This is a genomic window from Vibrio sp. TRT 2004 (genome assembly GCF_050113735.1).
Classification (GTDB): Bacteria; Pseudomonadota; Gammaproteobacteria; order Enterobacterales; family Vibrionaceae; genus Vibrio.
In genome coordinates, this window is record NZ_JBNJOH010000015.1 from 1 (window position 1) to 26,918 (window position 26,918).

Annotated in this window: 20 protein-coding genes and 1 pseudogene; 6 read left to right on the forward strand and 15 right to left on the reverse strand. The window is 46.2% G+C overall.

The features are described 5' to 3' along the window. Positions 1-151: 151 nt before the first annotated feature. Complete coding sequence (locus tag ACQEXR_RS08290; RefSeq protein ID WP_427020103.1) at positions 152-379, reverse strand: hypothetical protein; 228 nt, start codon at positions 377-379, stop codon at positions 152-154. Positions 380-644: 265 nt separating this feature from the next. Between ACQEXR_RS08290 and ACQEXR_RS08295 the strand changes: the two are divergent. After that, positions 645-1,674 (forward strand): annotated as a pseudogene (locus tag ACQEXR_RS08295) (phage integrase). A gap of 115 nt (positions 1,675-1,789) precedes the next feature. Here ACQEXR_RS08295 and ACQEXR_RS08300 read toward each other — a convergent pair. Further along, positions 1,790-3,634 (reverse strand): ABC transporter ATP-binding protein, encoded by a 1,845-nt coding sequence (locus tag ACQEXR_RS08300; RefSeq protein WP_138972656.1) that lies wholly within the window; start codon positions 3,632-3,634, stop codon positions 1,790-1,792. Between the two features lie 314 nt (positions 3,635-3,948). On the opposite strand from ACQEXR_RS08300, the gene ACQEXR_RS08305 reads away from it, so the two are divergent. Then, positions 3,949-4,926, forward strand: a complete 978-nt coding sequence (locus ACQEXR_RS08305) for an arginine deiminase-related protein (RefSeq protein ID WP_427020104.1) — start codon at positions 3,949-3,951, stop codon at positions 4,924-4,926. Positions 4,927-5,026: 100 nt separating this feature from the next. Here ACQEXR_RS08305 and ACQEXR_RS08310 read toward each other — a convergent pair whose 3' ends face one another. Next, entirely contained in the window at positions 5,027-5,692 is a 666-nt protein-coding gene (locus tag ACQEXR_RS08310) for a Crp/Fnr family transcriptional regulator (RefSeq protein ID WP_426952105.1), read from the reverse strand. A 212-nt stretch (positions 5,693-5,904) separates the two neighbouring features. Between ACQEXR_RS08310 and add the strand changes: the two genes are divergently transcribed. Beyond that, on the forward strand, positions 5,905-6,897 hold the full coding sequence (add, locus tag ACQEXR_RS08315; RefSeq protein ID WP_138972659.1) for an adenosine deaminase: 993 nt from the start codon (positions 5,905-5,907) through the stop codon (positions 6,895-6,897). Positions 6,898-6,977: 80 nt separating this feature from the next. Here the strand turns inward: add and ACQEXR_RS08320 are convergent, their stop codons facing one another. The 8 genes from ACQEXR_RS08320 to ACQEXR_RS08355 all read right to left on the reverse strand — a co-directional run bounded on the left by ACQEXR_RS08320 (position 6,978) and on the right by ACQEXR_RS08355 (position 18,930). Next, positions 6,978-9,101, reverse strand: a complete 2,124-nt coding sequence (locus ACQEXR_RS08320) for a TonB-dependent receptor (RefSeq protein WP_427020105.1) — start codon at positions 9,099-9,101, stop codon at positions 6,978-6,980. 120 nt (positions 9,102-9,221) lie between these two features. Then, positions 9,222-10,532 (reverse strand): lysine N(6)-hydroxylase/L-ornithine N(5)-oxygenase family protein, encoded by a 1,311-nt coding sequence (locus ACQEXR_RS08325; RefSeq protein WP_427020106.1) that lies wholly within the window; start codon positions 10,530-10,532, stop codon positions 9,222-9,224. 66 nt (positions 10,533-10,598) lie between these two features. Further along, positions 10,599-12,362, reverse strand: coding sequence for an IucA/IucC family protein (locus ACQEXR_RS08330; RefSeq protein ID WP_427020107.1), 1,764 nt, complete (start codon positions 12,360-12,362; stop codon positions 10,599-10,601). Continuing rightward, positions 12,362-13,279 (reverse strand): GNAT family N-acetyltransferase, encoded by a 918-nt coding sequence (locus ACQEXR_RS08335; RefSeq protein ID WP_427020108.1) that lies wholly within the window; start codon positions 13,277-13,279, stop codon positions 12,362-12,364. Before ACQEXR_RS08335 ends, ACQEXR_RS08330 begins: the two co-directional genes overlap by 1 nt. Further along, positions 13,272-15,062 (reverse strand): IucA/IucC family protein, encoded by a 1,791-nt coding sequence (locus ACQEXR_RS08340; protein ID WP_427020109.1) that lies wholly within the window; start codon positions 15,060-15,062, stop codon positions 13,272-13,274. The genes ACQEXR_RS08335 and ACQEXR_RS08340 overlap by 8 nt, the downstream gene beginning before the upstream one ends. A 191-nt stretch (positions 15,063-15,253) precedes the next feature. Next, the gene (gene fhuB, locus ACQEXR_RS08345; RefSeq protein ID WP_427020110.1) at positions 15,254-17,248 is read right to left on the reverse strand and encodes a Fe(3+)-hydroxamate ABC transporter permease FhuB; all 1,995 of its coding nucleotides are present in this window, start codon (positions 17,246-17,248) and stop codon (positions 15,254-15,256) included. After that, on the reverse strand, positions 17,248-18,144 hold the full coding sequence (locus ACQEXR_RS08350) for an ABC transporter substrate-binding protein (protein WP_427020111.1): 897 nt from the start codon (positions 18,142-18,144) through the stop codon (positions 17,248-17,250). Before ACQEXR_RS08350 ends, fhuB begins: the two co-directional genes overlap by 1 nt. 18 nt (positions 18,145-18,162) lie before the next feature. Beyond that, complete coding sequence (locus ACQEXR_RS08355; protein ID WP_426952119.1) at positions 18,163-18,930, reverse strand: ABC transporter ATP-binding protein; 768 nt, start codon at positions 18,928-18,930, stop codon at positions 18,163-18,165. Positions 18,931-19,075: 145 nt separating this feature from the next. On the opposite strand from ACQEXR_RS08355, the gene ACQEXR_RS08360 reads away from it, so the two are divergent. Then, positions 19,076-20,290: an MFS transporter gene (locus ACQEXR_RS08360; protein WP_427020112.1), complete on the forward strand. Its 1,215-nt coding sequence runs from the start codon at positions 19,076-19,078 to the stop codon at positions 20,288-20,290. Here the strand turns inward: ACQEXR_RS08360 and ACQEXR_RS08365 are convergent. Further along, positions 20,287-21,012, reverse strand: a complete 726-nt coding sequence (locus ACQEXR_RS08365; RefSeq protein WP_427020113.1) for a siderophore ferric iron reductase — start codon at positions 21,010-21,012, stop codon at positions 20,287-20,289. The genes ACQEXR_RS08360 and ACQEXR_RS08365 overlap by 4 nt on opposite strands. A gap of 130 nt (positions 21,013-21,142) precedes the next feature. After that, positions 21,143-22,063, reverse strand: coding sequence for a DUF368 domain-containing protein (locus ACQEXR_RS08370; protein ID WP_138972660.1), 921 nt, complete (start codon positions 22,061-22,063; stop codon positions 21,143-21,145). 657 nt (positions 22,064-22,720) lie between these two features. Here ACQEXR_RS08370 and gltS point away from each other — a divergent pair. Continuing rightward, positions 22,721-23,947: a sodium/glutamate symporter gene (gltS, locus tag ACQEXR_RS08375; RefSeq protein ID WP_138972661.1), complete on the forward strand. Its 1,227-nt coding sequence runs from the start codon at positions 22,721-22,723 to the stop codon at positions 23,945-23,947. Positions 23,948-24,007: 60 nt separating this feature from the next. Here the strand turns inward: gltS and ACQEXR_RS08380 are convergent, their stop codons facing one another. Further along, positions 24,008-24,742, reverse strand: coding sequence for a flagellar brake protein (locus ACQEXR_RS08380; RefSeq protein ID WP_426952126.1), 735 nt, complete (start codon positions 24,740-24,742; stop codon positions 24,008-24,010). Between the two features lie 279 nt (positions 24,743-25,021). Next, on the reverse strand, positions 25,022-25,513 hold the full coding sequence (locus tag ACQEXR_RS08385) for a GNAT family N-acetyltransferase (protein ID WP_269375823.1): 492 nt from the start codon (positions 25,511-25,513) through the stop codon (positions 25,022-25,024). 212 nt (positions 25,514-25,725) lie between these two features. On the opposite strand from ACQEXR_RS08385, the gene ACQEXR_RS08390 reads away from it, so the two are divergent. After that, positions 25,726-26,904, forward strand: a complete 1,179-nt coding sequence (locus ACQEXR_RS08390) for an MFS transporter (RefSeq protein WP_138972663.1) — start codon at positions 25,726-25,728, stop codon at positions 26,902-26,904. Positions 26,905-26,918 lie beyond the last annotated feature (14 nt).

The following is a 26,918-nucleotide window of genomic DNA, read 5'->3' on the forward strand; positions in this document are numbered from 1 at the left end:
ATCCGAGAGCAATAAAACCAAAGGCAAAGAAATACCCCAATAAAAAGAAAGCCAGTCAGCTTAACTGACTGGCATTATCCATTAGGCTCTTTTTTATACAAGTAAACCTCAGTTACTTTGAGTAACTCTTTTTGTCTCTAAAACGCTCTTATTAAAGAAATCTGCGCACTTGAACCTTATCTACCTGACTAAGCTCAAACAGCTTTACGTCTACAGGCAAGGGGATGGAATCTTTGGCATGGTCTTCATTTTTCTGGTCAATTTCACCAATCCAATAGGTTTTCCCTTTAAATAGGAATGAGACCGCTTTTTCGATAATCATGAGGAAAATCTGCAAGCGGATTTTGAATGATGTTCCTGATAAGGAGAAAACATACATGGCAAAGTACCTCGATATACATGGCAATGAAGAAGACCCAAATGAACTAGCGAAACTGCCAGAGGTACGGTTCAACGTTTTTCAGCAGCAACTCCCGATATAGTAACACTCTTAATCGATACGGTGCCCTATGCCTCGATTGCGGGTGTTCTAATTGCATGGATTAGAATTAAGCAAAAGTGTATAGGCTCAATCCTATCAAACATTGAAAAATTTCACCCAAACAAATACTGTTTATATATACAGTATTTGTTTGGGTGTTTTTATGTCTATCCGTAATCTGCAAGATTGCTCTAACAAGCCTTGGTTGTGTGAATGCTACCCACACGGGCGAGGTGGTAAGCGCGTGCGTAGGAGGTTCACCACCAAAGGTGAAGCAAAAGCGTTTGAGCTGTTTACCATGAAAGAGGTCGACGACAAGCCCTGGCTCGGTAAGAAGGCCGATCACCGTCGGTTACAAGACTTGCTTGATACCTGGTGGTCGGTTCATGGCCATACCGTCAAAACTGGTAAGAACTCCTACGCAGTAATGGAGAAAACCATCAAGATGCTCGGTAACCCACTCGCACGTTTGTTCACCGCGAGCGACTACTTACAGTATCGCGCCAATCGAGTCAGCCATCATCCAACAAGACCAGATATTGTCATCTCAGCTGCTACGCACAACATCGAACTTAAAACATTTCGAGCGATGTTTAACAAGCTGATTAAATACAACCAGTGGGATTTGCCCAACCCTTTGGAGGGAATCGAGTTAGTTGCGAGTAGTCAACGTGAGCTGGCGTTCCTGGCTAAGGAGCAGATCACGCCTTTTCTAGAGCGAGTGCGCCAAGATAACAGCCCTTCAGCCGAGCAAATCTGTGTGGCTTGCAAAGTATGTTTAGCGACAGGGGCGAGAATAGGGGAGGCGTTAAACTTGAAGCGTTCTCAGGTCAGTCAGTACAAATTGCTATTTACAGAAACGAAAGGCAAAAAGAACCGTTCCGTTCCAATATCTCGTGCTTTGTATAACGAGCTACACAATGTGGCGGTCAATGACTATAAAGTGTTTGATGTAAGTTATCACGCAGCATGGGAGTGTGTGAAACGCGCGTTACCTGAGCATGTTCCAAGTGGGCAAGCGACTCATATTTTGAGGCATACATTCGCTAGTCACTTTATGATGAATGGGGGGGGATATACTGGTACTGCAGCGTATTCTGGGCCATAGCAAAATCGAACAAACCATGGCTTATGCGCACTTCTCACCAGACCATCTTATGCAGGCTGTTCAGCTAAATCCTCTCGAAAACTAGCAATGAAAAAGTGGCGACAAAGTGGCGACAACTGTCAGTTAACCTCGGTTTTTGTCGGTTATTGTCAGTAAATCGCCACTATTTAGTTAAGCTGGTTTGTAATTAAATCAACTAGTTACGCTACATCAGTCTCTTCTGCTATGAATCCGCCTGTCTGATGAGCCCATAACTGGGCGTAGATACCGCCACTTTCAACTAGCTCTTGGTGGGTGCCTTGTTCAACGATTTCGCCTTTATCTAACACGATTAAGCGATCCATTGCAGCGATGGTCGATAGTCGGTGAGCAATCGCAATTACAGTTTTGCCTTGCATAAGCTCGTTAAGACTCTCTTGGATTGCCGCTTCTACTTCCGAGTCGAGAGCAGAGGTGGCTTCATCAAGGATAAGCAGCGGCGCATCTTTGAGTAGCACGCGAGAGATTGCGATACGCTGGCGTTGGCCACCCGAAAGTTTCACGCCTCGTTCACCTACTTGAGCATCGTAGCCCGTGTTACCAAACGGGTCACTGAGCGCTTGAATAAATTCATCAGCATGGGCTTGTTTAGTCGCTTTTAGAAGGTCTTCTTCTGACGCGTCAGGGTTGCCATACAAGATGTTATCGCGAATCGAGCGGTGTAGCAGGGACGTATCTTGCGTCACCATACCAATCTTGCTACGTAGGGAATCTTGAGTGACGTCTGAGATCACCTGACCATCAATTTTAATCTTGCCGCTTTCAACATCGTGGAAGCGCAATAGCAAGTTGACTAAGGTGGATTTGCCCGCGCCCGAGCGACCCACTAGGCCCACTTTTTCACCCGGCTTGATATTGAGATTTAAGTGGTTGATGACCCCTTTCTTTTTATCGCCGTAATGAAAACTGACGTCCTCAAATTCAATACCGCCTTGCTTAACTTCCAACGGCAGAGCGTTTGGCTTATCTTGGATATCAATTGGTTTCGCCATGGTTTTCATGCCGTCCACTACCGTACCCATGTTTTCGAACAGCGCACCGACTTCCCACATGATCCACATCGACATACCGTTGATACGCAGAGCGAGGGCGATCGCAATCGCGATAGCGCCGATACTGATTGAGTTGTCCATCCATAGATAGATCGATAGGGCACCAATTGAGAAGACTAAGATGTAGTTAGTAATTTCAACCGCGACATCAAAGCCCGTGACCAGTCTCATTTGGCGATAAACAGTGTCAAGGAAACCCGTCATGCCTTTTTCAGCATATTCAGTTTCCCTTTTGCTGTGTGAAAACAGCTTAACAGTAGCGATGTTGGTGTAACTATCTACGATACGCCCTGTCATAGTTGAACGGGCGTCTGCTTGCTCCGACGCGACTTGCTTCAGCTTTGGTACAAAATAAATTTGGATGCAGATATAGCAAGCTAGCCAGATCACCATTGGGATCATCAGACGCCAGTCAGCTTGAGCAAGTAAGACGACGATAGAGGTAAAGTAGACCGAAACGTAGACGAACACATCCATCGACTTCATTACCGTTTCTCGCACCGCAAGAGAGGTCTGCATGACTTTCGTTGCCACACGACCAGCAAAGTCATCTTGATAAAAGTTGAGACTCTGTTTGAGCAGATAACGGTGTGTGAGCCAACGAATCGACATTGGGTAGTTACCCAGTAATGTCTGGTGTACCAAAAGTGAGTAACAGACAACAAGAATAGGCATCACTACCAGAAGCAACATTCCGTAGAAAATGAGCGCGCTCTGGTTATCTTGCCAAAATGTCTCTGGGTTACTGTTTGACAGCCAGTCAACCAGATTGCCCATTGCGCCAAACAGGGATACTTCGACGATCGCAACAATGGTTGACATGATCGACATGATAATCAGCGGGATTTCAAACCCTCGAGTATAGTGACGGCAAAAGGCAAAGATGCCCGTTGGCGGCTGATCTGGCTCCTGTTGTGGGAAAGGCTGAGTAAAGCCTTCGAACTTCTTAAACATATGTATTTCCTAAACACGCAAATAAAGCAGAAGAGATGCCGTAAGGCACTAGCGTTCGTCCATAAATAGGAAGGGTTCGGTTATGGTATACCCTCGTTCTATGAAATGTAACCAGTTTATTATTCTTTCCCTTGCATAATATTCATCGACCTCTGGATGAGTTTCGTTCTGGCAGTAACTTTAACTGTTATACGTGGCTGGCTCAGTTAAACTTACTGAAATGAATGCATAATAACAGGTCAATTCAGTAATCTTTCGTTTAACAATATGTCTACAATTGGCGTTAGTGAGTGAGATTAATTGAGTTTGTCACAATGTTGAAACAGCAAGCCATACTAAAAACTAAACCATCTTCAGTACAGAACGCTAACTGCGTGGTCATGGTTCCACCTAAAGAATTTGCGTTTAATGCTGAAACGGCAAAAGACAATGAATTCCAGCATCAAGTGTCGGAATCGACCAGTCAAGTGCGTGAAAAAGCAATGCAAGAGTTCACGACTATGGTCGATACGTTGCGCAAAGCGGGTGTTCAGGTTGTGGTATTTGATTATCCGCTCGGTGGTGTCGAAACACCTGATGCGGTGTTCCCAAACAATTGGTTTAGTACCACCGCAGACGGAACGCTTTACACGTTTCCTATGGCTTGTAAAAACCGTCAGCAAGAAGTTAAGACCGATGCTTTGGTTGAAGCGTTAGAGTTCGCGGGTCGCCCTGTTTTAGGTCAGGATAGCCTGACTTCTTACCTAGCTCATGATGCTCATTTAGAGAGCACAGGTGTCATGGTAAAAGATCATGTTAATAAAACTGTCTACGCGGCGCTATCTCAACGTTGTGATCGCGAAGTTCTTGAAGACTACGCACAACGTATCGGTTATGACCGTGTGGTCTCTTTCCAAACCGCGCTGCCGTCAGGTAAGCCTATTTATCATACCAATGTGATGATGGCGATTGGTGAGAGCTTCTGTGTCGTTTGTGATGAAGTGATCCCTGAGTTTGAGCGTCGTTTTGTGATTAAGTCGCTGGCGAAAGATAAGCAGGTGATTTCAATCTCGATTGATCAGATGAACCAGTTCTGTGGCAACATTCTTCAGCTAGAAACGGTCAACGGTGAAAAAGTGATTGCGATGTCTCAGTCTGCATACGATGCATTTTCTCCAGCGCAACGTGCCCAGTTATCGAGCCATGGTAAGCTGTTGCCATTCAACGTAAAGACGATTGAAAACATTGGTGGTGGTAGCGTTCGCTGTATGCTGGGTGAAGTGTTTTTACCAAGCCGTACCCATCAGCTTTAAGCTGGGAACCGCAAATGAAACAGACAAAATCGACGCTTATAGGGCGTCGATTTTTTGTTTTTCTGGCGGACGAATGTGCTTCGGATACTGAGTGTTCGTACTACTGGTAGTATTTTTCAAGATAGTCGCGCAATACGTCAATATCGACGGGGACAATCCCGCCTTTATCAGGCCCTTTAGCCACTAATCCTTCGCTGATCAGTTCATGGATAATACGTGTATACGCTCTTTCGGTGCAGCCAAAGCGTTGTGCTTCCTGATACATATAGGTATGGCCGGATGAACGGGCGCTGTTACTGTATCGACTGACGAGATCTTTGATGATGTTAAATTTAAGCGGATACAGCGAACGCTCTATCGCAATATGCATAGTATTGAGATAGATGTTGGACATTCTATGTGTCATCCAAAATGCGACACTGCCGTCAGAAATCAGCAGTTCAGCAAACTTATCCCGTGGGATCACGATCAGTTGTGCATCTGTGGTGGCGATGACGCTGAATGGGCTGGGGGCATCGGAGAAAAACTCCATCTCACCAAAAAAATTATCTTCTATGTAATAGTCACCCAAACTGAGTGTTTTGCCATTTTCAGCGGTGTGCAGAACAGAAAATTGTGCCGCCTCTGACCAATAGACATCATTGACTTCGCTATGCTGACGTATGATGTGGTCGCCTTTTTGCACTTGAATAGTTCGGTATTGTTCATCTTTCACTAACTGACGGATTTTGTTCAGTCCATCATTTAAAATCTTGTTCTTATCCATAGTGAATTTTCTTTATTCAACAAAGTGTTGAATGATTTAGCCTCTGACCGGACAATTGTCGTGTTACTTATGTTAGATAATCATATAACATGAATTTTATTGTAATCAAAAACAAAGGATAAAGTGTGTGAATCACGATTATTGCTATAGTTGCAATAGCGTGTTGTTTTACCTCTTTATCGTATAAGCAGTGAAAGTTAGGACTGAACCCGATGAACTATTTTGATCTCCCGAAAATTGATCTCCATTGCCACCTTGATGGTAGCCTTCGCCCACAAACGGTAATTGATTTAGCTGCCGAGCAGAACATCGAGCTGCCAAGTACCGATGCGGATGTCATCAAAGAGATGATGGTTGCTCCAGAGACTTGTCCCAACCTGCAAGAGTACTTAGATCGTTTTGCACTGCCAATTAAAGTGATGCAAACAGCCGAAGGCATTGAGCGTATTTCGTTTGAACTGTTCGAAGATGCCGCAAAAGAGAACGTAAAATACTTAGAAGTGCGTTTTGCGCCACACCTTCACATTCAAAATGGTCTTAGCCATGAGCAGATTATTGAAAGTGCAGTAAAAGGTATGAAGCGTGCGGAAGCGCTGTATGACATCAAAGGTAACTACATTTTGTCTGCGGTTAAGTTCCTACCTTCAGACACAATCCCTCCAGTATTGGATGCGGGTGAAAAGTTCCTGGGTGATGGTGTTGTGGCGTTTGACTTGGCTGGCAGTGAGTTGGACAACTTCGCCCACGATTATGTGACTTACACTCAATATGCTCGTGACAAAGGCTACCGCATTACTATTCACGCGGGCGAGCAGGGCTGCGGTCAGAACGTTTATGATGCCATCGAATTGCTAGGCGCTGAACGTATTGGTCACGGTGTTGCCATTAAAGACCATGCGCAAGCTTACCAACGCGTTAAGCAAGATGCAGTGGGTCTGGAAGCGTGTCCAAGCAGTAATGTGCAAACGAAAGCGATCTCTGAGCTTAAGCTTCATCCGCTGAAAGATTTCCACAAAGACGGCCTACCGGTAACGATCAATACTGATAACCGTACGGTTTCTAATACCACCATGACTCAAGAAGTTGAAAAAGTGATGGAACTGTTTGAGCTAACGGCAGAAGACTATGCGCAAATCTACCGTGCAAGTGTTGAGCAGTGTTTTGCTAGCGAAGAAGTGAAACAGAAGCTGATGCAGTACATTTAAACGCTGAGGCTGAAAAGTGAACATGAAAACCGCCCAAAACAGGGCGGTTTTTTTCTTTTAGGTGATTAGAACTTAGGTGATTAGAACTTCACTTGGTAGTTTAAGGTGAATGTACGACCGCGACCTTTGTACTGATAAAGGGCATCGCTGCCTGTGTACCAGTATTGAGCACGTTGACTCCAAGTTGTGTAGTAGTCTTCGTTAAATAAGTTCTTGATCCCGAAGCCAAGGCTACCCACTGGAAGCTGATAAGCGCCACTAAAGTCAACCACGGTGTAACCATCGAGCTCACGCTGATCGGCATCTTTGTAATCAAACATAGTCAGGCTTTGTAGCTTCAAGCTGTAGTCATTGTCATACCAGCCAACCCAAGCCCCCGCTTTAGAGGTACTTGCTTCCATCACTTGGTGATCTTCCCATCCTGCATCGGTTTTGGTTTGTGTTACGACATAGTGGCCAGACAAACCAAGTTGCAGCATGTCTGTGGCCCAGTAGCTGACTTGAGCTTCTGCACCGTAGACACGTTTAGGATCGGCCAGTCCAGAGATAGAGAAATCATCTTCGTACTGAACTGTTGCGCTAGAGTGTGAGTAGTAAATCGCTGATTGCAGTGACAGATTATCTAGGTCATTGCGATAACCGATTTCGTAGCTGTCTGTTTTGATTCCTTCGAGTTTAGATGCCGCGACATCTTGCGTCGCACTCTTGCCATAGTAGCGATACAACTGAGGGATATCGAAACCTTGCGAGAAGTTAGCCCAAACTTGAGATGTTGGATCTAAGTGATAAATCGTACCAAGGTTGAAGAGACCTTCAGCGTAGTCGGTTGAACCACCAGGAACAAACGTCGAGCTTGGTGTAGCTTGAAAATCGGCAACATCAATGTCCATGTATTGGTAACGGTAGCCCGTTTGAACAGACCAGTCATCGGTGATTTGGTACTCCGCTTGAATAAAGCCAGCGAGAGATTGGCTGTCAATGCCAGGGTAACGGCCTTGGATGTCATTGATGACATGAACTAGGCCGCCAGTCGCCTCGGTCGTGGCCTGATCGTAGACGGCTTTGTCGCTATCGAATTTATCTATGTAACCATCAACACCGTAGGTCAACGTTAATGAGCCTAATGATTTATTCAGCGCCGCTTTCATCGCCAAAATATCGGTGGTTTGGCGAGAAGAGTTGGTTGAGAGTGTGCTTTTACCGTCGGATGTGTACGGCATGAACGTATGGTCTTCGGTTCGGTAGGAAAGCTCGGCAATCAGCTGGTGGCTCAAGAAGCTGTTATTGGTGTATGCCGCACTGAGCATTACACGCTCTGTCCCCTGCTGACGCTCTGCTGAGTATCCTTCTCTAACATCGACAAACTGAAACTTGCCGCTACCGTCTTTTTCAAAGTAGAGGCCGTAAGGAGTATCTTGCTGGCTATCGTAGTATTGCGCCAACAGATTTAGCTGCTGACCAGGTGCAAGATTGATTTGCAGGTTGCCCAACAGATCGATGGTTTCGTTGAACTGTGTTGATCCTTGTGTAATGTCGGGGGTAACGATTTTGCCATCAGCATCAAAGTAACCCTGAGTTTTGGTGTACGCGACCGACGCTCGACCTTGAACTTTTTCATTGCCACCTGCGATTGATTGCGCCAGTTTGTAGTCAAAATCTTCGCTGGATGAGAAGCCAGAAGTACCGCTGACAAAGGTTTCAAACTCAACGTCGTCACCTGAGGCTTTCTTGGTTACGATATTGATGACACCACCTGCCGAGCCCGCTCCATAAATCGACGTTGCGCCAGATAGAACTTCGATGCGTTCGATGTTGAATGGATCAATGGAGTCCAACTGACGGCTTAGTGAGCGGACAGACTGAAGCGACACGCCATCAATCATCACCATCAGGCTTCGACCACGCAGATTTTGCCCCGAGTGCGTACGGCCACCGCTGCTGACATCTAGCGAGGGAATTGTGGCAGCTAGAATCTCATCGAGGCTCTTGCCACCACGGTACTCCTGCTCGATGGTTTGTGAATCGATATACCAGACCGTGCCTGGAATATCGCTGATGGCTTTTGGTAGATGGCTTGATACCACGACCATCTTCTCATTGCTGGTGTATTCTTGGGCTTGAGCGGCAAATACCGTAGTCGCAGCAGCAACAGCAATAGCAATAGCGACAGTAGATAGTGGAAAACTTCCTTTTTTAACGTTCATTTTTTTCTCTATGTTTAATGTATAGGCGCGACAAGACGCTATGTCTTGTTCAATGGCCTTAGTTTCTTGCTTTGATAAATAGGTCTCGATCTACGCAAAGAGACCAAGTACCTAAATGGATCAGATCGTCGATGCCTTGCTAACAGAGGTTGGGCTAAGCCAATCGATCATCCCGCGACCGGAATCGGTCTCAAACAGTGTGTCTCCAGCCAGACTATTGATGATCCTTGCGCTTCTCCAAGCCATCAGACTGAGCTGCGGCTCAGCAATTCCGTGGCTGTGCATGCCTGCGTTTACGGCAAAGATTTTGTTGTTGTGCTGACCTTCCCATTTCAGTTCGAAATCGGCACTCATCTGATAGCGGTTATCCTCATCCATATCGAGTAAAGGCAATATGTCGCGCAAACAGGCTGGGTAGGGCGCTTCAAAACCGGTCGCGAGAATGACAACATCCGCATGATGTGTTTCAAGGTTTTGCCCCAGAGCGTTGTTGGCGGCTAACCTGAATCCATCAGACTCGTTGCTAATGTGAGTCACGGTGCGATGAGGCAGTAGTCTTACCCATTTCTCTTCTTTCAGAACGTCGAAGCGTTGGTAAAGCTCTTGATAAATGGTCAGCAGCGCTTTTTGTGTAATGCCGTCAGAGGTGAGTTTCTGATTGGCAATCTCTTTGTGTTTGACTGCTGGAGAGAGGTTGATAAATGCATCCACATAGTCTGGAGCGAAGAACTCATTGGTAAACGATGCCTCATCAAGTGGTTGGTAGTTTGACCGACGTGATAACCAGTCTAAAGATTTAGGCTTGCCCCATTTATGTTGCAGTGCGTTGATGAAGATATCGGCACCGCTTTGTCCTCCGCCAATGATCATCACACGCTTGTTGGTAAAATCTCGCTGGCGAAGACCGATTTCAGCAGCATGGAAAACACGTTCACCGATATGCGCTTTGGCACAGTCTGGAATAAAGGGCACTTTACCTGTACCAATACACAAGTTGTCAGCTTGATAGACACCTTGGTTGGTATGGAGATGGAAGGTTTTGCCCGTGTATTCGACTTGCTCAACGCGAGTGGAGAATTGAACGTTGTCCATTTGATGTGCCGCCCATGCCAAATAGTCCGAGAACTCATGACGACTGATGCACTGGAGTTCGGCCGACAAAAAGCGATAGAACTTTTTGTTTTTGACCAGATAAGAGAGAAATGAGTAGCGGTTTTCTGGGCTGATTGCTGTCACTAAATCTTTGAGAAACATGGTTTGCATGTTGGTGTTATCGAGTAACAACCCTGGATGCCACGCAAAGGTATCTCTGCTTTCGAAGAAGCGTGACGTTATTTGAGGTTTTTCAGTCAATAGAGCAGCAATACTGAGGTTAAACGGCCCAACACCGACACCTGCTAGATCGAGTTTGACGTTGTGAGTGTGTTCCATGATCACAATCCTTTTCTTGGTTTACTTTATGCGGCTTAACTTGCCGTTATGTATTGTTATAAGTCTTTAAATTTGGTGTTCTGCTCGCAGTGCTGTCACCAGTGGGTTGTCAAGCATGTCATCCATATCGGGTAGCATTCTTGATGAGCTGGCATCGGTACTGTGGCGGAACTTGGCTAAGTTAAGTCCGATACGCAATATGCGTGGTTTGAATAGATCGAACTTGGCGAATCGGTGCTGATAGTCAGGATGTTGTGCCATGTAGGCTTTGATACGTTGGCCTAACAGCGCGTAAAACTGACGCTCAGAAAAACCGAGTTTGGCGACTAAAGGCGAGATAAAACGTAGCGTCGTTACGAAGTGACCGGTTTGCAGATCATGAATGATCAACGCTTCGTCGAGTCGCACGGTGACCTCTTTTACCCTTGGGTCAAGCGTTGACTGTTCTGGGTAGTCATTTGAAACAAGACGCATGTCACCTTGGAAGTCTTTGAGTAAAATTCGTTTCGGCAGATCGTTTTCTAATACTAAGGTGACGTTTTGCCCGTGAGCGATCAGTGATACGCCATAGACACACAGCAGGTGGTAGTAAGGTATGACAACCGCATCAAATAAATGCGTTAGCCATGTCTCTACTGAGACGCCTGAGCGGTTTATGTACTCACTGATGAGTGAGTTGCCCTGATTGTCACTTTCCATCAGCGCGGCCATTAAGCTCGCCTGCTCGCCCTGTTTTAGCTTCGATGCCGCTGATTCACGCCAGATAACCCCAAGCAGTTCATGGTAGCGATAAGGTGCATGCTGCAAGGCGTGGTAATCGGCTTGAGCGGCGAACGCAGCCGCGGGCTCCTGAAGAACCTCGGCTTGAGTCTTGATCAACACCTCGTCATGGCGAAATAGAGATTCAATCCAATCGGATGCGATTGGGCCAGCAAGAATGTAGCGACCAGGAATTCCCCTGTAGCAGGAGGTGTTCATGATGGTTAGCGGCAATTTGATATCGTAGCTATCCGGTCGAGTGACGTTACTCAATGTGCGTAGAGAGAGCTGTGGTAGGAACTGATCACCAAACTCACCGATGTAGATCAGCTTTTTCTCACTCAGTTCACGAACAAAGAGCAGCGATAACTTCTGGCTCCATTGCCACGGGTGAACGGGCAAATAATGATAGTCTGCGATGTCTACGCCATAGGATGTGACGATACTGTCCATCACTCTGCGCTCCGACTCGCTGATTGAGCCATTGAGCAGATCTTGCCAACTGACTCTATTGTTCGTTGCGAGTTGCAGTATTGAATGCTCGACAGCAACCCAACCGAGTTGGAAAACTCGTTGGGACTCGGGAGCGTAGCGTTTGAGATCATCGCTTCCCCAGCCGCGTCGCCCTTTGTTGAAAGCAAACTTAGGATGTCCGTCAAAGTAGGTTTGTTGTTGTTCACATGGCATTAGTGACAAATCGAGTGCGGATATCCCTTCTTTTTTGAGCATCAATTTACAGTCGCCTAATAAGGTCGCATTCAGATCTTCTAGGTGCTCAGCAAACGCATCGTCCGACATATTGAGAAGCGTCTGTAAATCGCGCATCAATAGAGCTGCGGAAATGGTATTTTCCGGCTGGCGGCAAAGCGTTATTGGCTCGATGACGACCTGTCCCCAGATGTTTTCAGAGCCTTGGAATCGGTAGCTAACACCATTACTCAACGAAAGAGAATAGCCCGCATCCTCTTGGTTGAAGCGAAATGCCTGTTCATACGCAAATTCACTGATGATCTTGGCGACGAGTTTCTGGTTAGCCAAAGGCCAGTATTTATGTAGTGCTATCTGGTCCATTACCACTGCTCCGAGAAGAAACGGTCACGGGTCAACATCAGTAACGCAGAGCGTTTGTGAGGGAAGTTGAACTCAAAACACTTTTCATAGCCGAACGGCAAAATTCGATTGAATAGTCGCTGGTTATCCGATCTTGGTTCGAGAACCAGTCGTTGAGTGCGCACATCATCAAGGAAAAGATAGTGGCTAATCGCTTTCATCCACGCATTGAAGTGCTGAGGTCCACGAAAGTCTTGCTCGCCAACGAGAAGATGAATACCACGGTCATAGTCTTGTACGTCGTAGTAAGGGCTCAGCCTGTCTTCGGCGACCCAATAGACTTCAACGTAGCCAAAAGGTTGGCCGTTGAACTCTCCAATCAGTGGAATAATATGTGGGTCAGCCATACGCTGATGAAGGAATTCAGCCAGTTTTTCCTCACTCCATGCTTGTTCCCAGAAATGGGCGACGCGCGGGTCGTTCATCCAGCGCGTAAATCGAGCTAGATCCTTGTCGATATCGACGACACGGAAGCTGACTTGCAAGTCTGCGTCCTTGTCATGTCTCTGATAGACGCAACCTTCTGGCTTTGACGGCCTTAAAGGGTGAGGTCGGTATTGGTCGTTCGACTGAACTAAACGCTTTGGGAAATGAGTTGACGTTTTGTGCCTATGCCAAAGCAGTGGTAACTGGTAAAAACTCTTTCGGTGCAGCTCTCCATCGCTTAAAGAGAGCTCTTGAGTGACTTGCTGCTTAAGCTGTAGGTCATCAATAATCAGTGTCAGCGATTCAAGCTGTTTGTTGAGACTAAACAGTTGGTCGAGTTCGTTAACGAAGGTCTCGAACAGCGTAGGTTGATCGAGGTCGCTGGCTTGGAGAGTGACACGCGCACTTGGTGTAGGGTTATCTTGATAGATAACCGTTTTAAAATCAGACATGTGCAGTTTCCTTAACGCAAGCAAGAGGATTAGGAAGGTCGAAGTAAATCACCGCAGGATCGGGGATAGAGTTTTCGTTGAAGTTTTGCAAGTAGCAGAAAAAGTTACCTTTACAGCACAGCGTCTTACTTTCTAAAACATAGCGCAAACAGCGGTCATCATTGACCCCTGTTTCGAGTAGTGCAGTGAGCTTTTTATACAGAATCTCGACTAACTGTGACTCTTCAAGGTCGAGGTTGGTGCAAATCGCTGAGATAACATTGAACGTTGAATTGATGATTAGGTAATACGCAAAGTAACGTTCGACCTTCTCTTGGCTCCAGTAGTTCTCTAACGTGTCGTCTTCATCTCCTAATCGATCACCAAAGCGCTGCAAGGCGAGATCCGTGTAGCCAGTTCCCTGACAGTCACGATAGTACATACCGACAGGGAAGCCTTGTTCCAATTGCATCACGATATTCTGCTGGTGGGCTAAGAACACGATGCCGAAGTTGGCTTGAAGGTGGAAGAGAGATATCACGCAATGAGTACAATAGGCTTCAAACCATTGTTTTGCCGCTTGTTGCTGCGAAAGTTTGTTTTGCTGAGCGTAGTGACGAATTCGGGCGGCCACAAGGCTTTCACCGCCATAAGGATTCTGCTGAGTTAGCGTGGCGAGTACGACCGCTTCCTGCTGTGGTTTGTGTTCCAGTGGGTTGTCTCTAAATGCCACAAGACTCTCGTCAATAGTATGGCCGTCGATATCTTTTAGGCCAATATAAGCTGGCTCTTGCATCAGTTGGAAACCAAAGCCTTTACCCAGTTGCTGATCAAGCATGTCTTGTTGGAAGAGGTCGTTCAAACGTGTCCCGCGAATCACTTCTTTGAGTGATAGGTTACGAATTGAATTGGTCAGCTTTACACTGAGTGAGAACTTCAGCATATAAGGTAGCGACGGCGCATATAGCGAACGGGTTGATGAGGTCGGGTACCAGTTCACGCCGAATTGACCGAGATTATCGATTTGTCCTTTGTCTAGATAGTGAGTAATGGAAGGATTGTTGGTCATCACACGCCATTGCCAAGGGTGAACGGGGAGCAGACACTTGTCTTGGAGTTCTGCATCAGCGAGTGCCTGTGTGAGTTTGGGGTCATGGGCGACTAAGTCAGACATACGTTGCTGGCATGATATATTGGCAGAACTGCCTTGAACGATGAGTTCTTTGTCTACGCTGAGCCAGTAAAGCTGGAATTGCCCGCCAAGCTCTGGGGAATAAACCTTGGCATCTTCCAAGCTAAATTGTTCGCGACTCTTGGGTGCTGGGTGGAAGGAGTGCCCAATCAGCAGTCCCTGTTCTGCGGTCTTAAAATCAAGAGCGTCGCTGAAGAGTTTCGCTTGGTATGGGGAGTGTTGCACGCCTTGGCTCGTATTACGTTGACTCTCCAGTACTCGAGTGGCAAAGATCTGTTTTTGCTCGTCACTAATCAATCCGACAATCGCGGGCTCGCCAACAATTAAATCGATAAGCTCGTCGACTGATAATGCGGTCAGTGAGTCACCGTTAACCAGCAGTGCTGGCAGTTGGTATTCGTGACTTCCTAGCGATGAATAATAGCTAAGTGGAATATGAATAGATCGGTCACAAGACAGTGTTAAATGATAGGTGATGCTGTTCTCATGTGAATCGATGTGAACGGCTTGGCTTTCTCGGGCAAGCGAATTGAGAAAACATGCTAAGGCGGGGTCATTGTTGGTGACCTGTTGATTTGAAATCTCGCGGTTGAGCGAAGCGCTGGGATTCATTTTCTTTCTCGAATTATTATTAATTAAACTGACATCACGAATGCTAATTATTATCATTCTCATGATCAACTGTTTTTTAATAAATTATCGAATTTAGTAACAAGCTGGGTAAGTGTTGGTTTTATCAATAATTATATAGTATGGAATTCTATTGCTAGAGCGCCATACTATCGCCATCGCGCAGCTACGCGTTATTTCCTCATCAAATAGAGGAAGTACCCCCCACCAATTAATGACGCAAGTAACCCAGCAGGGAACTGCCACGGGAACCATAAGGTGCGGCCTATCCAATCTGCGCTGACCATGATAGTTGCTCCCAACAGCGCCGCCGTGATCATTTGCGGCAGAGCCCGGTATTGGTGTAGTGACCGTGCCATGTGCGGAGCGAGTAAACCAATAAAACTGAGTGGGCCAATAACGATGGTGCAGAGGGTGGTAAGTGCCGCAACAACCATCAGCAGTACGAGCCTGACCATGGTTGCGTTTAGGCCGATGCTGTTGGTCGTGACTTCACCGAGAGTGATCAATGTGATCCAACGCTGAAGCGAGAACGCTATTGCTCCCATCAATAAGACACCAGCCATCAGCAACCACATATCTTCACGACTGACCAGATAAGTGGAACCCGATAACCAAGTAAGCAATGCGGCTGCGTTGTCGTGTCCTGAACTCATCGCGACTCTCAACAGAGCATCGAGTCCTGCACTTAATGCAATACCAGTCAGTAAAGTGTGGGTTGGCGCGAAGTTGTGTTTTCTCCCCATTAGCCATACCAGACCTGTGACCGACACTGCACCTAGCGTGCCGAGTAGCATTTGTTGGTCTCGCTCTATCGCTATACCGCTTAGTGTGCCGAGTACCAAGGCTAAAGCCGCTCCAGAGCTTATACCGAGCACTTCGGGACTCGCCATTGGATTGTTTGATAACCGTTGGATGATGGTGCCTGCAAACGCGAGCCCAATCCCAGCGAGAAGTGCAACCATAACCCTTGGAAACCTGAGCTCAAATAGGGACTGGGTCAATGTTGCGTTCCAACCGATGGGAGTTCTCCCAACAGTAAGAGCAATGATGGTGGTGGCGAATAACATGCCCAGCAGTAAGGCGACAATCTTTGTTGGATCGACAGCTTTGTACTGGCTAAAAGATTCGTTTCTCGCTTTAAGGTATGACTGCAATTTGGTTCGCTGTAATAACCATAGCAAAAACGGCGCGCCGATTAGAGCGGTCATGGCCCCGGTAGGTAGCAACTCACCGCCAACACCAGAGAAGGGCTGAACGACGAGATCGACGATAAGTAGGAGTGTACTGCCGACTATTCCACTGACTAGGATCTGTTTCATCAATGAACGAGCGCCTAACATTCTGGCTATTGCTGGTGCCACGATGCCGACAAACCCGATCAGCCCAACCTCACTAACGACCGCCGCAGTGATAAAAATGGCCAGTGATAGGCAGGCAAGCTTAATTTGTTTGATATTCACGCCTAACGAGGTCGCGATATTGTCACCAAACTGCAAAACCGATAGCGGCCGTTGCAGGACTAACAAGAGTAGCGTGGGTAACGCGATAAGCGGCAGCAACAGTTGCGCACTCGTCCAGTCATTTTGGTTGAGTACGCCCGCACCCCAGACAAAGATGGTCGTGAGGCGTTGTTCATGCAATAACAGCAGCATGGTGTTTACTGAACCAAGAAACAGGCTGACGACCAACCCCGCTAGTACCATATGCAATGGCGAAAAACCTCTGCTGGAGCTGAGAGTAAACACCAGTCCTGTCGCTAAACAGCCACCAATAAACGCTGGGATAAAAGTAGCAATCCAGGTCGTGCTAGGCAGCAAAAGTAGCCCCATCACCATGCCAAACTCTGCCCCAGATGCAACACCGAGCGTCGTGGGCGAGGCGATAGGATTGCGCAGGACAAACTGCATAACGCATCCAGCAACCGCAAGGGCAAATCCACACATTACCGCGACAGTTAATCTTGGTAGATAGGTGTAATGGGTAATAATGTGCTGATAGTTTGTCTCATCAAAATGAAACACAGTTTGCCAGAGTATGCCAATCCCTTGTGAGTATGGCGCCGTAATCTGTAGCAGACCGCCAATCACCACCATACAGGTGACAGTTAGGAGTAAATAGCCGCTATTTGGGTATTCTCTGGTTTGTAGAAGCTTGGTCGCGTGCATTAAGGATGAACAAGTTGTTGGGTAATGTGGTCACTGAATCGTTGGGCGGCGATAAGACCACCAAAAGTCCAAATTGCAGGAAGTTCGTAGACTGAATCAGTACGAGTAAATGTCATTGCCTGCCAAAGTGGTGATTGAGCAAGGAGTTTGCGTTCCTTCTCTTTCAGAGGACCAAAGAGAAACAGATGGGTGTTTTGATGCTCGGCTAGCTTTTCAGTCCCAGCGGTGGTGAACCCCCACATATTGGTTGTTTCTTGCCAGTTATTACGCAGTCCCATGGCTGTAACTGTGTCTTGCGCTAGTGAACCTTGGCTGTGAATACGTAGAGTCTTGTCGTTGATAAAGCGTGCAAAGATAACCGGTTTATCGGCTAAGCCTGCCGCTTGAATCTTAAGTCCGTTGTCTGTCAGTCGTTGGCGCGTCTGATCAATAACATGCTCAGCTTGTTGCTGCTTGTCTAACAGTTGCCCTAAAGAACGGGTGATGGATTCCGCTGATTTAAGAGGCTGTTTGTCCTCGTTGTAGATGGTAAACACTAACACGGGTGCAATCTGACTGAGCGGTTGGTATGCCGCAGCCATATGTTTACTGATAAGTATCACGTCTGGTTTGAGCTCACTGAGCAGTTCAAGGTTAGGCTCTCTGCGTGAGCCGACGTCTGTCGCTGACGCATTTAAGTGAGGCTCTTCTACCCACTGTTGATAGCCTTGAGGATTTGCTACGCCATAGAGATCGACACCTAAACTCAAAACGGTTTCCGTTAATGCCCAATCTAACGCCACCACTTTCTTTGGTGGTTGGTCGAATGAGCTCACTCCCATCTCATGAGTAATGTCTATCGCGTGACTTTGACTAGAGGCGATGGCAAAAAACAAGATTAAGAAAAATTTTTTCACTATTCATTCCTTTGTGGTTTAGGGGATATAACTGATGGGCTGACCCGTATCGGGGTGGGGGAAAAGAGCTAGCTCCATACCGTATATCTGCATGAGAGTCTCTGGTGTCATCAAATCTTTTGGGGTACCTGACGCAATCACTTTGCCTGAGTGGAGAGCGATCAAGCGGTCGCTGAATTTGGCGGCCATGTTTACGTCGTGCAACACCATGATCACCGTGATTCCCAGTGACAGGTTGAGTTCACGAATTAAAGCGAGCAACTCGTGCTGGTGGGCAACATCCAAAGCGGAAGTGGGTTCGTCAAGTAAGATACATTGGCTTTGCTGAGCAAGTAGCATGGCGACCCATGCTCGCTGCCGCTCACCACCAGATAGGGTAGCGACATAGCGTTCAGCGAGCGAGGTCAGCCCCACTTGTTCGATTGCCGAATCGACGATAGCGTGATCTTGTTGGTTATAGCGACCAAAAGCGCCTTTCCAAGGGTAGCGGCCAAAGCAGACAAGTTCGCGAATGGTCACTCCATCGGTGAGTGGAGGATGTTGTGGCAGATACGCAACTTGATGAGCAAACTCTAGATGACTGAATGAAGCCACAGGCGAATCTTGGAACAATACTCTACCGCTACTGGCACTGTATTGTCGGCTTAGTAATTTCATCAGGGTCGATTTCCCACAACCGTTATGACCGAGTAAGGTGGTTATTTTTCCTTGCTCGAAATCGAGATTGGTTGAGGAGAGTATAGCCTTGCCGTCGATTTCAAACGACGCATCGACAAGTCGGTACATAGTAAATATCAAGTTGTGTTATTGATTCCGAGTCAGTAATGTTAACATATCGAAATATAAATGATAATTAATTTCATAATCATTTGGTTCGTGACGGTCTTTATGACTACGTTATGAGCTTGATTACGTATACAGTGCCTTCAATATGTTGTCAGTTACACAAAATAAAACCGCCCAATTGGGTGTTGTAGGCTTAGCGGCCGCATTAATGGGAATAGGTCAGAATGGCCTGTTGGTGTCATTGCCTTTTCTGGTTGAGCAATCTGCGTTTAGCTTGCCGACATGGTCGATACTCATTGCGGTTGGCAGCCTGCTGTTTCTACCATCGGCTCCTTATTGGGGAAGATATAGCGATAGATATGGCCCCAAGACCGTGGTGATAAAGGCCCTTGCGGGGATGGCGATCAGCTTTTTACTCCTGACTCTGTTCGCCTTCTTGAGTAAAGGACAAGAGACTTGGCTTAGCGTGTATTTAGCGGGGCTTTTGCTCGCGCGGATTATCTACGGTTGCACTGTGTCGGGTATGGTGCCTGCCAGTCAACATTGGGCGATTATCTTGTGTGGTGAAAATAACCGTTTACAGGCTATCACCTCAGTAAGCATTGGATTAAGTACGGGAAGATTAATTGGGCCACTTATCTCAATTCTGGCCTTGAAGATATCGCCTTATGCTCCGTTAATGGTGATGGTCGCCTTGCCTTGCTTCGCTCTGCTGGTTGCCCTCTATCTTCCAGCCCCCAAGGTCGATCCAAGCACAGGCTCTAGTGAGAAACCGCCCTTAGCTTGGTTTCCAGAAAAGAAACTGCTGCCTTTTTTAACCAGTGGGTTACTGCTCTGTGCTGCCATTGCGTTACTACAATATAGTTTTTCGCCTTTGATCAGCACAATCACGTCGTGGACAACGGCGCAAATCAGTGACGCAATCGGTGTTTTACTGACAGTTAGCGCCGCCTGCACGTTTGTCACTCAGGTGCTTGTGATTAAGAAGAAAAAACTGTCACCGCTAGCTATGTATCGAATGGGGTCTCTATGCTTAGCGTTCGGGTTCATGCTTTTTCTTACTGAGAACATATGGATATTTGGGATAGCGATGACGATAGTGGCTTGCGGTGCGGCGTTGCTTGTCCCTGCCTACACCTGCTCTGCGACCGAACAACAGCAGGATTCGCCGGGCGCTGTCGCTGGGTACATTTCGATGTTTCATACCATCGGATATGGGGTCGCTTCGTTGCTTGCATTTAGTGCAACGATATCCGCCAATTATCCAATATATCTTTGCGTCATGTTCGCTATCGCGATCGGTATCCTTGCCTACTTCTTTGCGGGCAAGCGACGGACTGAAGAGCAAAAAGCGTATTAGCGTTTGTTGTCTGGATGCCTAGGGCAGTCGCTACACAGTTGGCGTCCACTACATTTATAAACTAGGCAGCAGCTGGTTCTGGTCAGTTTCAGCTCGCGAGATTGCGGTAGGTATCGAAGTGAGCACAGCAGCTTTTCAGGCAGCTCACAAGCTTGTAACCAAAGTCTAGCTTGCTGCATTAGGTACTCTTCACCCAACTCAGGGGCAGACTGATGAAGTTTAACGATGCATCCAAGCACGCCATCGGCAAATAGATGGCGAGTAAATCCGGGTCTAATCCGTGTCCATTGACTCATTTCATCACGGAAATAGTTGAACAGCTCAATCAGTTGTTTGCCCGCATGGGTAATAAGCTCTGATTCATTACCTTGTCGATAATCTAATGATTCAAACTGATAGCCACTGACAAAAGTGGGTTGGAGTTTTTGAGCCATTGAAGTGAGGTTGGGTAAGCCACGACAGGTGTAGATTGAGATAAAAGCGACGTAAATGGGTTGCCAGCAGAGCAGTGTCCAAGTTCGTGTTAACCAGTAGGCCGAACCCGCTTCGGGATACTCTTGCTTTAGGCTTAAGTAGAGTTCTCGAATCGATGGTGAACTGGAGCGAGCAATATGAATGAGAGAAGGGTCACTCGTGAGCAAAGGGGCTATTTGTCCGTCAAGATACGGCGTGACCTGTTTAGAATGTTCGAACAGACGCTCAAAGAACGCATAATCACTCATTAGGTGGTACTTATCTGTGCTGATTAACAAAGCGACAGGATAAAGATTAGTGCGCCTAATTGCAATCAATTCTCATTAAGATTTGGTTTGGTGGGAAAAGCGGCTCTGCATCAAGCCGCTTTAAATTCGATTACAGATCGCGGTTCTCGGCGAATTTTTCTAGTCCGAGAACTAGTCCGATCGCACATAGCATTAGAATGATCGCGATACCCAGTTGCGCAGGTTGGGAGGTGAGAGCTTCAAAATCTGACGGGGAGAGGTTGTGCTGAATTAAAGGAACCTGTTCTCCTTTGGAATTAACACGCCAGCTGATGGTCTCTTTCCATGGCCAGATCTTTGGCAATGTACCGAGCATGAGGCCAGTCAAGAACACCAATGTAAGGTCGCGGAAGCGCTTTAGCAACCAAGAAAGAACGTGAGAAAAGCTCAGAAGGCCAATCACACAGCCAGACAAAAACAGCAGTAGGATCGGCAGATCAAAGGATTTTACCGCGCCGAGTACTGGGGTATACATCCCGATCAGAAGCAGGATAAAGCTGCCAGAAATTCCCGGTAGGATCATCGCACAGATAGCAATGCCGCCTGCGAAAAGGACGTTGATATTGGTCGGCTCTAACTGAAGTGGATTTAACACCGTAATGCTGTAGGCGAATGCTACCCCTAACGCGAGGAAGACTAAGCGGCTTAGGCTACGTTGTTCGATCTGTTTGAGCATATGGAACACAGAAACCAGAATCAGACCAAAAAAGAATGACCACAAAGGAATTGGATGAGTCACCAACAGCCAAGAAATGAGTTTTGCCAATGTCGCAATACTGGTCAGTACCCCACCAAACAGTGAGATAAGAAACAAACCGTTAATATGTTGGAAAGCCGCTTTGAATCCATCTCGCTTCCAAATCCCGATTGCCGATGGGTTAATGCGTCGAATGCTCTCAAGCAAGGTGTCGTAGATGCCAGTGATAAACGCAATCGTACCGCCCGAGACTCCAGGTACAACATCAGCCGCGCCCATAGCGATGCCTTTTAGAAAAGTCGTTAGATAGTTCATTATTGAAGGTTAACTAAATTTTGGTGCAGAGAGTATATCGGCTAAGAGATGAAAAAAGTATGAAAAATCATACTAGAGTCAAGTATTGATAAGAGTGTAGTTTAATATGCATTTGCAAATTATTGCAAAATGCAATTTTCATTTTGCATTTTGAAATGGTTATTTGGGCAAAAAGTGTGCTTTAGAACAAAAAACAACGTGCTTTTAAAGTTGGCACGTTAAGTGCATATATTAGAGTGACCCTTCTTAAGCCGAGGGTCACCTAGCCAACTGACGTTGTTAGTGAATGTATTTTGTTCACACTATATATAAGCCAATTGCACTATTGCGGTTGGCTATTTTTTTGCCTGTTTTGTCAGTTTTTCCTGCATAAAGTGTTATTTTTATTCCCGTTTTTACCTAAGTTTACATAGTCACAAAGTGTGAATTTTGCGTCTGCACTCGACAAGTAGGGGCAATATTATTAATAATGTGCGCTTTCATTTTCAAAACCCGCGTCGTTTTCGTTGGGTTAACTGTTGAATCGAGCATCTTGAGGCTGTTTGAATAAGGACAAATTTCAATAGAAAAGTTGAACCATTGAGCAATTGCTCCTCAGAGTCAAATAGGGCTCTGTACTCGTTAAGGAAGATGAGTGAATAACTAAAAAGAGGTTATATGAATCAGATAATTTCAGTTGGACCGCTAGAATCTTTCTTAATCGCAATCAGCGTTTTATTCCTAGGGCACTTTGTAAATTCCAAACTTCCAATCTTGAAGAAGTTTAATATCCCTGAGCCGATTGTTGGTGGTCTTATCGTCGCAGTTATCATCACAATAATGCACTTCAATGGCATTAATCTCGAGTTCTCTCTGCCGTTGCAGAAAGTCTTTATGCTAATGTTCTTTAGCACCGTTGGTCTCGCTGCCAATTACACTCAGTTGATGAAAGGTGGAGCGAAGGTATTCATCTTCCTAGCAGTCGCTTCGTTTTATATCATCATTCAGAACGGCGTTGGTGTCTCGATGGCGACCGCGCTAGGCCTAGATCCTTTAATGGGTCTTATTGCTGGCTCGATTACTCTGTCTGGCGGACATGGCACTGGTGCCGCTTGGTCACAAACCTTTTCCGATAACTACGGCCTGACTAATACTCTCGAAATCGCGATGGCTTCAGCCACTTTTGGTTTGATTATTGGCGGTATTATTGGTAGCCCAGTTGCGCAGAAGCTGATCAATAAAAATGGCTTTGAATCAGAGTATGGTTCAGGTACACAGACTCACGCGCGCTTTCCGGAACTCGTGACATACAACGAATATGAAGAAGATAAAGTGACGGCCAAAAAGGTCATCGAGATTCTTTTTATTCTGCTAATTTGTGTCACTGGTGCCAAGTATTTGGAGCAGTGGGTCGTGAGTTTCAACATCAGTTGGCTGATGATACCTGACTTTGTTTATGCGCTGTTTATTGGCGTGTTTATTACCAATGTATTGGAAGTGAGCAAAACCCATAAGATTGATGCCGAAACCGTTGATATTTTGGGTACGGTTTCTCTATCACTGTTTTTAGCAATGGCTCTGATGAGTCTGAAACTATGGAACATTTTTGACCTTGCGATTCCATTTTTAGTCATTCTCGCTGTGCAGTCTGTGGTGCTAGGGTTTTTCTCTTATTTCGTGACCTTTAAAGTGATGGGCTCTAACTATGATGCGGCAGTAATGGCTGGTGGACATTGTGGCTTTGGTCTTGGAGCGACACCGACCGCGGTAATGAATATGGGGTCTTTGGTCAATAAATACGGTCCATCGCCACAGGCATTTATGGTGGTTCCAATTGTTGGAGCGTTCTTTATCGACATAGTGAACTTAATCATTCTACAAGGCTACATCTCGTTTATCGGTTAAACAAATCGGTAAATAAAAAACGCCCTGCTAATTGAGCAGGGCGTTTTTTTATATGTGAGATTAGCGCAAGGTTAGTTTGGTGCCATTGAACTTTAAGTGGCCTAGGAGGATCTTGGCATTGTTCTTCCCATCATCAGTGAATGCGACACCATAGCGTGCGTAATGGAGTGAACGTTGGAGGTTACACACCTTGCCAAATAGGGGCTCAAAGCGTGGGCCTTTGGGAGTATTTAGCTGAACATGAAGAGCAATCTCTTCGCCAACTTGAAAAGGTCGACTTAACGGCGCCGTGATAAAGCGACAACCGCCTTTCGACAAGTCTCGAATTTCGCACTCTAGCCTGTGAGTGTTAGCTTCGACACGTGCTGAAAGATTCACTTCGAAACGAGGCTCTTTGCGTAACTGTGTCACTTGCATCGTTTTAGGTACAGACAAAGCGACCATCGGCACTGGAGCCGTCAGCACATGTTGCAGTTGTCCACGGAAATGCACGATAGCCCCTTCACCGCGAGGTGAGATCGCACGTACAGTTGCCCAGAAACCTTCTTGAAAGAAATACTCTAAGTCATCATCAGAAATCTTTGGCAGTTCTGCTAACACAATGTTGTTGGAATGCGTGCCAATAAAAGAGGTTTTACAACGAAAGCTTGTACCAACAGGCGTTGATATCCCGATCGTCAACTCACCACCATGTTCAATCATGGCTAGCGCATCGGTACTATTTAAAATAGAAACATTCTTATCGTTTGAGGAGCGAACTGTATGCTCCTTATGCGCCACCGCTGAGTTATTCATCTAGCCTCCATTGCTCCCACAATCATTATTCTTTTTACGTGTGGGTCTTTTTTAGTCATCTGACCTGTGAATTTTATACGGTCGGATAGAGTCAATTCTATGTGTGGTTTGCTAATTGTTCAAACATCAAATCTGACAATAAATTAGACGTGCGTATCATTTTTGAGAGATTCATCCAGCCAAAAGTGCAAGTAGTATGAATAATACTCACAGTTTTTGCGTGGATTAAGGGAGTTAGTCACGACAAGGCTTACCCCAAAGGGTAAGCCTAAAGTGTATTTACGCTTTAATTCGCGCCATATAGTAGGTGTCGATTAGTTCACCATCGCGAAAGGAGCCCCATTTGGCTTGCCCCTCGATTTCAAAACCAAACTTCTTATAGCAGGCGATCGCGACTTCATTATCACTGTTTACTTCGATCTGAACGCGTTTGATTTGCAGCCAGTTATCCGCAAGATCCAACACTGTCTCGATCAGCTTACTGCCAATGCCTAGACCATGATAATCATCATGAACACCTAATCCAAAGCTGCCACAGTGCATGGTACGTGGGCGTTGAGAGTGTTCGAAACCGATGTTACCGACAACTTTTCCATCCACTTCAGCAACAAAGCTGTATACACCTTGAGGGATATTTTCCAGTCGCTTCGTCCATGTGGTGAGTGAAGGCAGTGGCAGTTGGAGAGTCTCGCGTTGTGCTTTAGGTTGTGAGTAAATTTCACATAATGCTGCCGCATCACTGATTTGTGCCGGACGAATTGTTATTTCCATATTATTGTCTCTTCGACTGGTTAAACATTCGTTCACCATAACGGGATTTAGATTCGTGATAAAGGCTTGTTTTAACATTTTTTTTGACAAACGATTGAGGCTGACAAGTACTTAGAGACGGGTTTTGAGCCCTAAAGTAAAATTTGCAAATCTGATTGTTTCTTCTCTGCAAGCGATCTAATGTAACAACTTGTTTACTTGAGGAACCCGTCATGAATCAATCTGCGAGTTGGAAAACACCGCAAAACTTCCTGCTACTTATCTCGATTGTTGTCCCCATTGCTTTTTCTAGCTGGATGGCCTTGCTGAACAACTTCGTTATTGAAAGGGCGAATTTTGACGGTTCAGATATTGGTCTTTTACAGAGTGTACGAGAGATCCCAGGTTTTCTAGCCTTCACCGCAGTCTTTGTGTTGCTGTTTATTCGAGAGCAACGTTTTATGTTGCTGTCACTTGGCGCTTTGACTATCGGTACCGCGATCACCGGATTTTTCCCTTCGGTTTTTGGTCTGTTGTTGACCACGTTGCTAATGTCTACGGGTTTCCACTATTTTGAGACACTCAAGCAATCCCTCTCTTTGCAATGGCTGAGCAAAGAGGAGGCACCAGAGATGCTTGGTAAATTTATCTCTATCGGTGCACTGGCTTCATTGGTGACTTACGGCGCACTATGGATTTGTCTAGAAGTTTTGGTGATGGACTTTCAATGGGTCTATCTCACTTTTGGTGGGACGGGTTTCTTACTGGTGATGTGGATGGCATTTGCTTTCCCTCAGTTTGAGACGCATGTCCAGCAAAATAAAAAGTTAGTACTGCGTAAGCGATACTGGCTCTACTATGCCCTGACCTTTATGAGCGGTGCTCGCCGCCAGATCTTCACTGTGTTCGCTGGCTTTTTGATGGTAGAGAAGTTTGGCTATTCAGCGGCAGACGTAACCATGTTATTCCTGATTAACTATTTGTTTAACTTCTTGTTTGCCAAACGGATTGGTAAATTTATTGGTCAGGTGGGTGAGCGTAAAGCACTGATGTTTGAATACACGGGCTTGATTTGTGTGTTTGTTGGTTATGCGTTAGTGGAAAGCGCAGAGTGGGCCGCCGCTTTGTACGTGGTTGATCACCTATTCTTTGCCCTAGCACTCGCAATAAAAACCTATTTCCAGAAAATCGCCGATCCGGCGGATATGGCATCGACCGCTGGGGTTTCATTCACCATCAATCACATCGCCGCTGTGTTTATTCCAGTCACCTTCGGCTTTATTTGGCTAGTGTCACCCGCAGCAGTCTTTTACATTGGTGCGGTAATGGCTTTCGTTTCATTTATACTGTCGCTCAACATTCCTAAGTTGCCGCAAGAGGGCAACGAAGTCCGTATTTTGAATTGGAGTTAAACAGCGATGGAAAG